An 11,907-nucleotide genomic window follows, 5' to 3' on the forward strand; every position below is an offset into this window, starting at 1 on the left:
GGTGGGCTGACCGCTTACTTGCCGTAGACGTCGAAGTCGAAGTACTTCTTGGCGATCGTCTCGTAGACGCCGTTGGAGCGAATCGTCTTGATGGCCGCGTTCAACTCGTCCTTGAGGGCGGTGTCGTCCTTGCGCAGGGCCACGCCCACGCCGGTGCCGTAGTACTTGGGATCGTCCAGCACGGGGCCCACGAAGCCGTAGTCCTTGCCCTCGGGCTTGCGCAGGAAGCCGCCGTTGACCTCCACCTGGTCGGCCACGGTGCCGTCGAGGCGGCCGGACTTGATGTCCAGGTAGACCTGGTCCTGGGCCTCGTAGGGAACGATGCTCACGCCCGCGGGCTTGAGCTCGCCCAGGGCGTACTTCTCTTGCGTGCTGCCCTTGAGCACGCCCAGCTTCTTGCCCTTGAGCGAGGCCGGTTCGGTGTAGGCGGTGCCGTTCTTCACGACGATGCGGCTGGGGGTGAAGTAGTACTTGTCGGTGAAGTCCACGACCTTCAGGCGCTCCTCGGTGATGGACATGGAGCTGATGATCGCGTCGTACTTCTTGGCCTGCAGGCCGGGGATCATGCTGTCCCAGACCTGTTCGACGTAGACGCACTGGCGCTTGATTTCCTTGCACAGGGCGTCGGCGATGTCGACGTCGAAGCCGGTGGGCTTGCCGTCGGCGGTCTTGAAGGTAAAGGGTTCGTAGGTCGGGTCGATGGCGACCTTGAGCTCGGGCAGGGCGGCCGGAGCGGGCGCTGCGGCCGGCGCGGCGGCGGGCGCGGGTGCGGCTGCCGGGGCGGGGGCCTCCTCTTTCTTGCCGCAGGCCGAGAGGGCCAGGGCGCCGGTGAGGGCGGAATACAGGGCAAGGTGCTTCATGAGAAATCTCTCGGTTGCCGCCCGCCCGGGCCATCCGGGCGGTGCGAAGTAGGCGGGATTGTAGGTCTGAGCTCCTGGGGGGCTGGCTCCAAAAAGGGCGAGGTTTCCCGGGGCCGGTGGCGCCTGCGGGACGTCAGCAAGATGCAAGCCAGACGGCCGTTTCCCCGCCATGAACGGAACCCGCCGTCCGCGCCATCGGCGATACATTCGTTCATCCCAATATGCTGAACCGGCCAGGGTGTCTGGCCACCGCACCGCCACCATGCCACTGCCCACCCGACTCATCGCCCTTCTGCTTCCCCTGTTGATGGCCAGCGCGGCGCGGGCCGCGGAACCGGAATACACGCTGGCGGTGAGCGAAGGCACCTCGGGCGGGCTGGACCACGCGCGCGCCACCGCCAAGTACGCCGGCCTGGCCGAGGCCCTGGGCCGGGCGCTGAAGGGCAAGGTGACGGTGGTGTTCGCGCGCGAGTTCGCGCTGCTCGAAGACGGCCTGAAGGCCAAGCGCTTCGACCTGGCGCTGGCCCGGCCCAGCGACTACCCGGCGCGCGCCATGCGCGACAACGGCTACCGCTTCGTCGCCAGCGCCAAGCCCGAGGGCCAGTGCCTGATCGTCACCCGCAACGACTCGCCACTGAAAACCATCGCCGACGCCAAGGGCGCGCGCTGGGTGCTGCCCGAGCAGGTGTCGTACATGTCGCGTTTTTGCAATGCCGAGCTGCGCGACCGGGGCATCCCGCTCAAGGGCGAGAAGGTGCAGTTCGTGCGCGAGCAGGGCGCGGTGCAGTTCTACCTGGAGCACAAGCTGGCCGACGTGGGCGGCGTGGCCTCCTATTCGGGCGTGGCGCGTTCGCTGGACAAGGCCGGCCTGCGCGTGCTGCACCGCAGCGTGATGCAGCCGTACTCTCCCATGGTCGCCGGCCCGCGCCTGACAGCCGAGCAGCTGCAGGCCGTGCAGGCCGAACTGCGCGCCATGGACCAGGCCGACGCTGGCCGCGGCGTGCTCAAGACCCTGGGCATCCAGGGCTTCGACACCGGCACCGGGCCGCGCGTGCTGAGCCTGCTGGAGTGGCTCGGGACCTGAGCGGGTCCGGGCCCCGGGGGCGCCGGGTGTAGCCTTGCGGCTCCCACCAGGAGTCCCACCCCATGACCACCTTGCTTGGACTGTCCGGCAGCCTGCGCGCCGGCTCCTTCAATACCGCGCTGCTCAAGGCCGCCCAGTCCGCCGCCGGCGCGGACACCCCACTCGACGCCGCCACCGTGCACGGCGTGCCGCTGTACGACGGCGACCTGGAGCAGGCCAGCGGCACGCCGCCGGCCGTGCGCGCCCTGAAGGAGCGCATCCTGGCCGCCGACGGCCTGCTGCTGGTTTCGCCCGAATACAACAACGGCATCCCGGGCGTGTTCAAGAACACCATCGACTGGCTCTCGCGTCCCACGCCCGGCCTGCCCGACGTGTTCCGCGACCGGCCGGTGGCCGTCATCGGGGCGTCGCCCGGGGGCTTCGGCACGGTGATGGGCCAGGCCCATTGGCTGCCTGTGCTGCGCACCCTGGGCGCCCAGCACTGGAGCGGCGGGCGCCTGATGGTGTCGCGCGCCGGCTCGGTGTTCGGGGCCGACGGCGCGCTGCTGGACGAGGCGATCGCCCGTCAGCTGGCCGACTTCGTGCAGGGCTTCGCGCGCTTCGCGGCCGCGGCGGCGCGCGGCCACTGAGCCTTCAGCGCCGCCAGCCGCGCAGCAGCAGGGCGTTGCTCACCACGCTCACGCTGCTCAGGGCCATGGCGGCGCCCGCCACCATCGGGTTGAGCAGGCCGGCCGCCGCCAGCGGGATGCCGATCACGTTGTAGGCGAAGGCCCAGAACAGGTTCTGGCGGATCTTGCGGTAGGTGCGGCGCGAGATGTCGATGGCGTCGGCCACCAGGGCCGGGTCGCCACGCATCAGCGTGATGCCGGCCGCGTGCATGGCCACGTCGGTGCCGGTGGACATGGCGATGCCCACGTCGGCCGAGGCCAGCGCCGGGGCGTCGTTGATGCCGTCGCCCACCATGGCCACCGCATGCCCGCCCTGCTTGAGCTGGCCGATGATGCCGGCCTTGTCGGCGGGCAGCACCTCGGCCTCGATGCGGGCGATGCCCAGGCGCTGGCCCACGGCCGCCGCGCTGCCGCGGTTGTCGCCGGTGAGCATGACCGTGCGCACCCCCATGCCGTGCAGGCGTTCCACGGCGCGCGCGGCGCTGGCCTTGGGCGCGTCGCCGAAGGCCAGCAGGCCGACCAGGCGCGGCGCCTGGGTCACGTCGGCCAGCCAGGACACGGTGCGGCCCTCGTCCTGCAGGCGCTGCGCCTGCGCGGCCAAGGCCGCGGTGTCCACGCCCAGCTCCTGCATGAAGCGCGGGCTGCCCAGGCGCAGCGCGTGGCCGTCGACCTCGGCCGACATGCCGCGGCCGGGCACCGCGCTCACCTGACTGGCCGGCAGCGGCGTCAGGCCGGCGGCCTGGGGCGACTCCAGCACGGCGCGCGCCAGCGGGTGTTCGCTGCCGGCCTGCAGTGCCAGGCTCCAGGGGATCAGGCGCTCTTCCTGGCCCGGCGCGGCCAGGGCGGCCACCAGCTGGGGCCGGCCCTCGGTCAGGGTGCCGGTCTTGTCGAAGGCCACGGTGTCCACGCGGTGCGCCACCTCCAGCGCCTCGGCGTCCTTGATCAGGATGCCCTGGCGCGCGGCCACGCCGGTGCCGGCCATGATGGCCGTGGGCGTGGCCAGGCCCAGCGCGCAGGGGCAGGCGATCACCAGCACCGCCACGGCGTTGAGGATGGCGCGCTCCCAGTCGCCCGTGAGCACGCCCCAGCCGACCAGCGTGATCAGCGACAGCAGCAGCACCACCGGCACGAACACCGCGCTCACGCGGTCCACGATGCGCTGGATGGGCGCTTTCTTCGCCTGGGCCGACTCCACCATGCGCACGATGCGCGACAGCGTGGATTCGGCGCCGACGGCGGTGGTCTGGATCTCCAGCAGGCCTTCGGCGTTCACCGCGCCGCCGGTCACCTTGTCGCCGGGGTGCTTGGCGATCGGCAGGCTCTCGCCCGTGATGAGGGATTCGTCCACCTGGCTCGCGCCGCTGAGCACGGTGCCGTCCACCGGCACCCGCTCGCCGGGGCGCACGATCACCACGTCGCCCACCTTCACGCGGGCCAGCGGCAGGTCCACGTCGCCCTGGGGCGTGCGCACGCGTGCGATCTCGGGCTTGAGCGCGTTGAGCGCCGCGATGGCGGCCGTGGTCTGGCGCTTGGCACGCGCCTCCAGCCATTTGCCCAGCAGCACCAGGGTGATGACCACCGCCGAGGCCTCGAAATACAGGTGCGGCGCGCCATGCGCCTGGTGGCGCAGCAGCAGGTAGACGCTCAGGCCATAGCCCGCGCTGGTGCCGAGGGCGACCAGCAGATCCATGTTGCCGGTGCCCGCGCGCACGGCCTTCCAGCCGGCGCGGTAAAAGCGTGCGCCCAGCCAGAACTGCACCGGCGTGGCCAGGGCCAGCTGCAGCCAGCCGTTGAGCGTCCAGTCGCTGCCGGACAGCATGGCCACCATGGGCAGCACCAGCGGCAGCGACAGCAGCGCGGCCAGGGCCACGGGCCACCAGGGCTCGCCACCACCCTTGTGGGCACCGGGCGCGGCCGGCGCCTGCTCGTCGTGGGGCAGGGCGGTGTAGCCGGCCTTCTCGACGGCGGCCATCAACTGGGCCGCCGTGGCGCCGGTGGCGCGCACGCTGGCGCGCTCGGTCGCCAGGTTGACCTCGGCCTCGCTCACGCCGGGCACGGCCTTCAGGGCCTTTTCGACACGGCCGACGCAGGAGGCGCAGGTCATGCCCTCGATCTCGAATTCGAATTGCTGCGCGGCCACCTGGTAGCCGGCCTTCTCGACGGCCGCGACCAGTTGGCTGGCGGCCGCCGGCGCGGCGGCACTGACCGAGGCGGTCTCGGTGGCGAGGTTGACGCTGACCTCGCTCACGCCAGGCACGGCCTTCAGGGCCTTCTCGACCCGGCCCACGCAGGAGGCGCAGGTCATGCCCTCGATGGGCAGGCGGTACTCGGTCAGGGGCGGTGCAAGGGAGTTCATGGCGGTCTTCCAGATGAATTGACGTGGAAACCCGATGCTCAGGCCTGACATGGTGTCAAGGTCAAGCCTGTCCACGACGGGCCGTCGCCGCTTGACCTTGCCACCGTGGCAAGGCCTACCGTGAAGCCTTCATCCACTTTCACGGAGATTGTCGTGCACGAATTCCAACTGCCCTCCATGACCTGCGGCCACTGCGCGGCCCGCGTCAACCGGGCGCTGAAACAGGCCGACCCCGCCTGCGCCGTCGAAGTCGACATGGCGCAGCGCAGGGTCGTGGTCAATAGCGACGAGGACCGCGCGGTGCTGGCCGAGGCCCTGGCCGACGCCGGCTACGCCCCGGCCTGAGCGGCGGCCGCCGAGGCCCTTCGTCGCGAAGGGCCTCGGCGTGGGTTCAAGGCTTGAGGGGCTTGATCGACTCGACCACCATCTGGCCCTTGTCCTGCACGGCGGTGAACTGCACCTTGTCGCCCACGGCGATGCCGTCCAGCATGGCCTTGTCGCGCACGACGAAGACCATGGTCATGGGCGGCATGTCCATGTTCTTGATCTCGCCGTGGCGCAGGGTGATCTTGCCGTTCTCCTTGTCGACGCGGCGGACCTCTCCCTCCACCAGCGGATGGTTCTGCTGCATGCCCATCATGGCGCCCGAGCCCATCCTGCCGTGGTCCATGCCTTGCGCGAACGCGGGCGGGGCGAGCGAGAACAGGGCGGCGAGGGCGCTCGACGCGAGGGCGGGGACGATCTTCTTCATGGGGTGCTCCTGAAAGGGGAATCGGACGGCCGCCGGCTCACTGGGCCACGACCTTGATCTTGCCGAACATGCCGGCCTCGTAGTGGCCGGGCAGCAGGCAGGCGAAGTCGAACTCGCCGGCGCGGTTGAACCGCCAGACGATCTCGCCGCGCTGACCCGGGGCCACGTGCGACATGTAGGGCTCGTCGTGCTCCATGCCGGGGAACTTCTTCATCAGGGCCGCGTGCTCGTCGAGGTCCTTCTGGGTGCCCAGCACGAACTCGTGCATCACCTGGCCCGCGTTGCGGTGCACGAAGCGGATGGTCTCCCCTTGGCGCACCTCCAGCCGGTCGGGCGTGAAGCGCATGGCATCGGTCATGCCGATCTCGATGGTGCGGCTCACGGCCTTGGCCTCGCCGGCGATGCCCCAGGGCTTCTGTTCCATCTTGACCGGCCCCGCCAGCTTGTGGTCTTCGTTGCCATGGGCCAGCGCCAGGCCGGTGATCGAGGCCAGGGAGAGCAGCAGGGCCGCGGTGCGAAACGTCATGAAAGGCTCCAGTGGTGTTGAACGGCAAAGAATGGGAAAAGGGGGGCAGGCCCGCCCAAGGGATCAGTGGTGCTTGCCATGGCCCGGCTTCACCACGGTGGCGTCGGCCTGTCCCGGGGGCGTGGCCGCGCGCGGGGCCGCGGGCGTGGCGCCGGTCCACTCGCGGGCGACGGTGCCCGGCGGAAACGGGTAGGGCCCCGGGTCCTTGTAGTCGCCGGGCTTCTGGTCCTTGCGGACCTTGAACACGCTGAACATGCCGCCCATCTCGATGGGACCGAACTGGCCGGTGCCGGTCATCATGGGCGCGGTGTTGTCCGGGAGGGGCATCTGCATCTCGCCCATGTCGGCCATGCCGCGCTCGCCCATCACCATGTAGTCGGGCACCACACGCTGCAGCTTGTTCACCAGACCGCGGTGGTCCACGCCGATCATGGTGGGCACCGCATGGCCCATGGCGTTCATGGTGTGGTGGCTCTTGTGGCAGTGGAAGGCCCAGTCGCCTTCTTCGTCGGCGATGAGCTCGATCTGGCGCATCTGGCCCACGGCCACGTCGGTGGTCACCTCGTACCAGCGGGTGGCGGGCGGGGTGGGGCCGCCATCGGTGCCGGTCACCTGGAACTCGTGGCCGTGCAGGTGGATGGGGTGGTTGGTCATGGTGAGGTTGCCCACGCGGATGCGCACACGGTCGTTCAAGCGCACGTTGAGCGTGTCGATGCCCGGGAAGATGCGGCTGTTCCAGCCCCAGATGTTGAAGTCGGTCATGGTGTTGACCTTGGGCGTGCGGCTGCCGGGCTCGACGTCGAAGGCGTTGAGCAGGAAGCAGAAGTCGCGGTCGACCTCGCTGATGTGCGGGTGCCTGGCCTTGGGGTGCGTGACCCAGAAGCCCATCATGCCCATGGCCATCTGCACCATCTCGTCGGCGTGCGGGTGGTACATGAAGGTGCCGGGCCGGCGGGCCTCGAATTCGTAGACGAAGGTCTTGCCCGCCGGAATGTGGGGCTGGGTGAGGCCGCCCACGCCGTCCATGCCGCTGGGCAGGCGCTGGCCGTGCCAGTGGATGGTGGTGTGCTCGGGCAGCTTGTTGGTGACGAAGATGCGCACGCGGTCGCCCTCGACGACCTCGATGGTCGGCCCCGGGCTCTGGCCGTTGTAGCCCCACATGTTGACCTTGAAGCCGGGCGACATCTCACGCACCACGGGCTCGGCGACCAGGTGGAACTCCTTGACGCCGTTGTTCATGCGCCAGGGCAAGCTCCAGCCGTTGAGCGTGACCACCGGGTTGTAGGGGCGGCCCGTGTTCGGCACCAGCGGCGGCGCGGTGTCGACGGAGGTCTGGATGACGGGCTCGGGCAGTGCGGCGAGCGCCGAGCGGGCGACGCCCAGGCCGGCCATGGTGGCGGCGGCGCCGGCGAAGAATTGACGACGGTTGTTCATGTTGGTGTCGAAGGGGGTTTCAATGAGCGGCCGCGGGGGCCTCGCCGGCAGCGGCGCCACCGGGCGCGACGAAGGCCGTGGGTTCGCCGCCCTGCAGCACCCACATCAGGTCGGTGTCGGCGAGCCAGTAGTCGCGCACGGCGGCGATGGTCTCGCGCTGCGATTGCGCATGGGCCTGCACCTCGGTAAGCAGCTCCCACACGCTCTTGAGCATGCCGTTGTACTGCAGCACGCTCTCGTCCACGATCAGCTGGCGCTGAACCATGACGTCGTCGCGCAGGCCGCGCGCCACCGCCAGGGTGGCGTCGCGCGAGGCGAGGGCCTGCCCGAAGTTGGCTTCCACCTTCCATTGATCCACGCGGGGCAGCTGGGCCTTGATCTCGGCCAGCCGGGCGCCCAGTTCAGCGGGTGACAGCGATTGTTTGGGCAGGTCCGGCAGGGTGTCGGGCAGCGCCAGGCGTTCGTGCACGCCATTGAGTTGCAGGGTGTGCAGCAGGGCGCGCTCCGACTGCCGCGCGGCCGCGGCGGCCTGCTGCAGCGCGCGCCGCTCGCTCGCCAGGCCCAGTTCGACGCGGCTTTGCTGGTAGGCGCTCCAGTTGCCCACCTTCACCATGCGCCGGCCCAGCTCGGCCGCGGCCTCGGCCGCCTCCAGCGAGGCGCGCTGCAGCCGCACGGCCTGCTGGTCCGCCACGGCGCGCAGCCAGGCGCGGCGCGCGTCGGCGGCCACCTCGAAGACCTCGCCCACGCCCTCGATGCGGCGCTGGTGGCGCGCGTCCACTTCGTGCCAGCGGCCCTGGGCGATGCGCGCCACGTTGTCATCGCCCAGGCGCGGCAGCACCTTCTGCAGTTCCAGGTGCGGCCGCCAGGCCAGGCGCGTGGCCGCTTCCAGCGAGGGCACCGGAAAGCCGGCCGTGGCGGCGGCGTCCGGGGCGGCGTTCGCCCCATGGGCCGCTTCCCACTTGAGCAGGTCCGCGTGCCCGCGCTTGAACTGCCCGACGGCCTCGTTGGCCGCCTTCCAGTCCGAGGACTGTTCAACCGCCGGCTGCGCGCCAGCCAAGGCCGCCGTGGCCAGGAATGCCGCGGCCACCAGAGCCCTGGGCCCGCGCGGGCTGAATGGATGCTTCACTCACCGACTCCTTGGATTGACTTCTTGAGCCGGCGCATTGTTCTGGCCGGGCAGGAACAGCGACCTGTCGGCTTCATGACAGATTTGTCATGTGGCGAAATTCCGCGACCCGCGTGGCACACTCGTTCGACCCCGCCGACCATGAAGATTCTGATCGTTGAAGACGAGGCCCACACGGGCGAGTACCTGCGCCAAGGCCTGCGCGAGGCGGGCTACTTCGTCGAACTCGCGCGCAACGGCGTCGACGGCCTGCACGAGGCCACCGAGGGCGGCCACGACCTGCTCATCCTGGATGTGATGCTGCCCGGCATCGACGGCTGGTCGCTGCTGCAATCGCTGCGCCGCAAGAACCAGCGCGTGCCGGTGCTCTTCCTCACCGCGCGCGACAGCGTGGAGGACCGCGTCAAAGGCCTCGAACTCGGCGCGGACGACTACCTCATCAAGCCGTTCTCGTTCTCCGAACTGCTGGCGCGCGTGAAGTCCATCCTGCGGCGCGGCGCTGCGGCGCAGGACGCCACCTCGCTGCAGGTGGCCGACCTCCACCTCGACCTGGTGCGCCGGCGCGTCACGCGCAAGGGCCAGCGCGTGGACCTCACCGCCAAGGAATTCGGCCTGCTCGAGCTGTTCATGCGCCGGCACGGCGAGGTGCTGCCGCGCACGCTCATCGCCTCCATGGTCTGGGACATCAACTTCGACAGCGACAGCAACGTGATCGACGTGGCCGTGCGCCGCCTGCGCGCCAAGATCGACGAAGGCTTCGACCTGAAGCTGCTGCGGACGGTGCGCGGCATGGGCTACGTGCTCGAAGACCCCCATGAAACGGCTTGAGGCATCGGGGGTGTCGCTCACGTTTCGCCTGACGGCGCTGTTCGCGCTGGTGGTGGGCGCGGTGTTCTCGGGTCTGGGCTACGTGGTCCACCGCGAAACGGCCGCGCACTTCGTCGAGCTGGACCAGGCGCTGCTGCGCGACAAGCTGGCGCTGATCCGCGGCATCGCCGAGCGCAGCGCGGACCTGCCCGATCTGGCGGCGCGCCTCCATACGGCGCTGCGCGGCCACGAGGGCCTGCTGCTGCGGATCGACGCGGCCGAGCGCGAGGTCTTCCGGCTCGGCGACTTCGAGCCCCCACCGGCGCTGCGCGACGCGGGCGAGGGCCTGTCCTGGTCGGATGGCGACATGAGCTACTACGGCGAGTTCGCCACCCTGCCGCTGAGCTGGAGCGCGAACACCGACCTCCAGGTCTTCGCCGCCGTCGACACCCACCACCACCGCCACTTTCTGGCTCTGCTGCAGCGCAAGCTGCTGATCTGCATCCTGCTGGCCGTCGCCGCCAGCACGCTGCTGGGCGCGGTGGCGGTGCGGCGCGGCCTCAAGCCCCTGCTGGCCATGAAGCACCGGGCCGAGCGCGTGAATGCCCAGGACTTCACCGAACGCATGCCGGTGGCCAGCCTGCCGATCGAGATGCGCGGCCTGGCCAGTTCCATCAACGACATGCTCGACCGCCTGCAGCGCGACTTCGATCGCCTGAGCGCCTTCTCCACCGATCTGGCGCACGAGCTGAGGACCCCGCTGAGCAACCTGCTGACCAATGCCCAGGTGACGCTGGCGGTGCCGCGCGGCGGCGACGAGTACCGCGCCAGCCTGGAGGTCATTTCCGAAGAGCTGCAGCGGCTGGCCAAGACCGTGTCCGACATGCTCTACCTGGCCAAGACGGAGAACGTGGCCAGCCTGCCCAGCGTGGAAGACGTGGACCTGTCCGCCGAAGCGCGCTCGCTGATCGATTTCTACGAGGCCGTGGCCGACGAGAAGGGCGTGCGCTTGCGCCTGAGCGGCGAAGCGCGTGTGCGCGGCGACCGGCTGATGGTGCGCCGCGCGATCGGCAACCTGCTGTCCAACGCCGTGCGCCACGCGCCGCCCGGAGACCCGGTCGACCTGCGGATCGTGCTCACCGAGCGCTGGGCGCAGCTGCAGGTGAGCAACACGGGCGAGCCCCTGACGGCCGACCAGCGCCGGGCGATGTTCGACCGCTTCTTCCGCCTGAGCCAGGGGCGCCAGCGGCTGGAAGGCGAGGGCGTGGGACTGGGTTTGCCGATCACCCGGGCCATCATGTCCAGCCACCGGGGCGAAGTGGATGTGCAGTGCGAGCAGGGCCGCATCCGCTTCACCCTGAGCTTCCCCCGGCAGGCGTGACGCGCATGGGCCGGTGCGCCGTCACCGCGCTGCGGCTGCGCCGGGCGCGATGGCGGCCTTACGGCGCCCAGCGCCGGGGAGGCGCCCCCAGCAAGCGGCACAGTTCCTGACCCGCCAGCACCAGCCGCTTCAGGTGCGGCCCATCGGGGCGCTTGTCCATGAGCTCGACCGGCGCGGTGATCGTCAGGGCGTAGGCCAGCGCGTCCTGCGCGTTCCAGACCGGGACGCTGAGTGCGCCGTAGCCGGGCAGCGCGTCGAGCATCACGTCGGAGTGGCCGGCGGCGCGCACCGTCGCCTGGATGCTGTCCAGCAGGCGATCGCATTCGCCGTCCGTCGCGCCCTGCCCGAGTTCGCGCTGTGCCACCGGGCGCGTGGCCTCGCGGGGCAGCCAGGCAGCGAACACATGGCCACCCGCGGTGGACAGGAAGGACACCGGCCCGTTGCGCAGCTCGAACACGTGGTTGCGCGGGTCGGGCCGGTTGAACACGATGACCGGCCCCAGCGCGCTCCAGGTGAGCACCGCCACGCCCAGGCCCGTGTCGTCGCTGAGCGCCACCGCCTTGGCGCGGATCAGCTCGTAGTGGTCCACCTGCCGCGCAGCCGCCAGCCCCAGCGCCGCCAGGCTGGGCCCCAGCCGGTACTGGCCCCGCGCGTCCGCGCCCACCATGCCGGTGCGCACGAAGCTGGCGAGGTAGTTGTGCACGGCGCTGGGCGACATGCCCGCTCGCGCAGCGATGGTCTTCAGGGCCACGGCGTCCGGGCCCTGCTGGATCGCCGTGAGGATGCGGTAGCCCAGTTCGATCGACTGGATGCCGCGCGGGCCGCTGGCGCGGGCGGGCGGGGCGGCATGGCCGCTGGAGGGTGCGCTGGCGTCGCTCATGTGCGTATTTTCCCGGGTGTTCCGATCGGCTTTG

At 70.5% G+C, this 11,907-nt stretch carries 12 protein-coding genes; 5 read left to right on the forward strand and 7 right to left on the reverse strand.

Annotated features, from left to right (window positions below):
* Positions 1-14: 14 nt before the first annotated feature.
* On the reverse strand, positions 15-860 hold the full coding sequence (locus tag JNX00_RS11950; protein WP_204742402.1) for an ABC transporter substrate-binding protein: 846 nt from the start codon (positions 858-860) through the stop codon (positions 15-17).
* Positions 861-1,122: 262 nt separating this feature from the next.
* Here JNX00_RS11950 and JNX00_RS11955 point away from each other — a divergent pair, with 262 nt between their 5' ends.
* Both JNX00_RS11955 and JNX00_RS11960 read left to right on the forward strand, forming a co-directional pair.
* A complete protein-coding gene (locus tag JNX00_RS11955) occupies positions 1,123-1,944 on the forward strand; it encodes a PhnD/SsuA/transferrin family substrate-binding protein (RefSeq protein ID WP_239478128.1) in 822 nt (273 codons plus the stop codon).
* 62 nt (positions 1,945-2,006) lie between these two features.
* A complete protein-coding gene (locus JNX00_RS11960) occupies positions 2,007-2,573 on the forward strand; it encodes an NADPH-dependent FMN reductase (protein ID WP_204742403.1) in 567 nt (188 codons plus the stop codon).
* A 4-nt stretch (positions 2,574-2,577) separates the two neighbouring features.
* Here JNX00_RS11960 and JNX00_RS11965 read toward each other — a convergent pair whose 3' ends face one another.
* Positions 2,578-4,968 (reverse strand): heavy metal translocating P-type ATPase, encoded by a 2,391-nt coding sequence (locus JNX00_RS11965; RefSeq protein WP_204742404.1) that lies wholly within the window; start codon positions 4,966-4,968, stop codon positions 2,578-2,580.
* 153 nt (positions 4,969-5,121) lie between these two features.
* On the opposite strand from JNX00_RS11965, the gene JNX00_RS11970 reads away from it, so the two are divergent.
* Entirely contained in the window at positions 5,122-5,313 is a 192-nt protein-coding gene (locus JNX00_RS11970) for a heavy-metal-associated domain-containing protein (RefSeq protein ID WP_070398458.1), read from the forward strand.
* A 46-nt stretch (positions 5,314-5,359) separates the two neighbouring features.
* Here the strand turns inward: JNX00_RS11970 and JNX00_RS11975 are convergent, their stop codons facing one another.
* The 4 genes from JNX00_RS11975 to JNX00_RS11990 all read right to left on the reverse strand — a co-directional run bounded on the left by JNX00_RS11975 (position 5,360) and on the right by JNX00_RS11990 (position 8,766).
* Positions 5,360-5,719 (reverse strand): copper-binding protein, encoded by a 360-nt coding sequence (locus JNX00_RS11975; RefSeq protein WP_204742405.1) that lies wholly within the window; start codon positions 5,717-5,719, stop codon positions 5,360-5,362.
* 37 nt (positions 5,720-5,756) lie between these two features.
* The gene (locus JNX00_RS11980; protein ID WP_204742406.1) at positions 5,757-6,245 is read right to left on the reverse strand and encodes a cupredoxin family protein; all 489 of its coding nucleotides are present in this window, start codon (positions 6,243-6,245) and stop codon (positions 5,757-5,759) included.
* A 63-nt stretch (positions 6,246-6,308) separates the two neighbouring features.
* Positions 6,309-7,679, reverse strand: coding sequence for a copper oxidase (locus tag JNX00_RS11985; protein ID WP_204742407.1), 1,371 nt, complete (start codon positions 7,677-7,679; stop codon positions 6,309-6,311).
* Positions 7,680-7,698: 19 nt separating this feature from the next.
* Positions 7,699-8,766, reverse strand: coding sequence for a hypothetical protein (locus JNX00_RS11990; protein WP_204742408.1), 1,068 nt, complete (start codon positions 8,764-8,766; stop codon positions 7,699-7,701).
* 180 nt (positions 8,767-8,946) lie between these two features.
* Here JNX00_RS11990 and JNX00_RS11995 point away from each other — a divergent pair, with 180 nt between their 5' ends.
* Both JNX00_RS11995 and JNX00_RS12000 read left to right on the forward strand, forming a co-directional pair.
* Entirely contained in the window at positions 8,947-9,633 is a 687-nt protein-coding gene (locus JNX00_RS11995) for a heavy metal response regulator transcription factor (protein ID WP_204742409.1), read from the forward strand.
* Complete coding sequence (locus tag JNX00_RS12000; protein WP_204742410.1) at positions 9,620-10,993, forward strand: heavy metal sensor histidine kinase; 1,374 nt, start codon at positions 9,620-9,622, stop codon at positions 10,991-10,993. Before JNX00_RS11995 ends, JNX00_RS12000 begins: the two co-directional genes overlap by 14 nt.
* 58 nt (positions 10,994-11,051) lie before the next feature.
* Here JNX00_RS12000 and JNX00_RS12005 read toward each other — a convergent pair whose 3' ends face one another.
* Positions 11,052-11,873 (reverse strand): helix-turn-helix domain-containing protein, encoded by an 822-nt coding sequence (locus JNX00_RS12005; protein WP_204742411.1) that lies wholly within the window; start codon positions 11,871-11,873, stop codon positions 11,052-11,054.
* Positions 11,874-11,907 lie beyond the last annotated feature (34 nt).

This window comes from Hydrogenophaga sp. YM1 (assembly GCF_016903055.1).
GTDB classification, from domain to species: domain Bacteria; phylum Pseudomonadota; class Gammaproteobacteria; order Burkholderiales; family Burkholderiaceae_C; genus Hydrogenophaga; species Hydrogenophaga borbori.

Excerpts from the sequence above, each read along its gene's own strand:
- JNX00_RS11995 (WP_204742409.1), top strand. The coding sequence starts at position 8,947 with ATGAAGATTCTGATCGTTGAAGACGAGGCCCACACGGGCGAGTACCTG.
- JNX00_RS12000 (WP_204742410.1), top strand. The coding sequence starts at position 9,620 with ATGAAACGGCTTGAGGCATCGGGGGTGTCGCTCACGTTTCGCCTGACG.
- JNX00_RS12005 (WP_204742411.1), bottom strand. The coding sequence starts at position 11,873 with ATGAGCGACGCCAGCGCACCCTCCAGCGGCCATGCCGCCCCGCCCGCC.
- JNX00_RS11955 (WP_239478128.1), top strand. The coding sequence starts at position 1,123 with ATGCCACTGCCCACCCGACTCATCGCCCTTCTGCTTCCCCTGTTGATG.
- JNX00_RS11975 (WP_204742405.1), bottom strand. The coding sequence starts at position 5,719 with ATGAAGAAGATCGTCCCCGCCCTCGCGTCGAGCGCCCTCGCCGCCCTG.
- JNX00_RS11950 (WP_204742402.1), bottom strand. The coding sequence starts at position 860 with ATGAAGCACCTTGCCCTGTATTCCGCCCTCACCGGCGCCCTGGCCCTC.
- JNX00_RS11985 (WP_204742407.1), bottom strand. The coding sequence starts at position 7,679 with ATGAACAACCGTCGTCAATTCTTCGCCGGCGCCGCCGCCACCATGGCC.
- JNX00_RS11960 (WP_204742403.1), top strand. The coding sequence starts at position 2,007 with ATGACCACCTTGCTTGGACTGTCCGGCAGCCTGCGCGCCGGCTCCTTC.
- JNX00_RS11965 (WP_204742404.1), bottom strand. The coding sequence starts at position 4,968 with ATGAACTCCCTTGCACCGCCCCTGACCGAGTACCGCCTGCCCATCGAG.
- JNX00_RS11980 (WP_204742406.1), bottom strand. The coding sequence starts at position 6,245 with ATGACGTTTCGCACCGCGGCCCTGCTGCTCTCCCTGGCCTCGATCACC.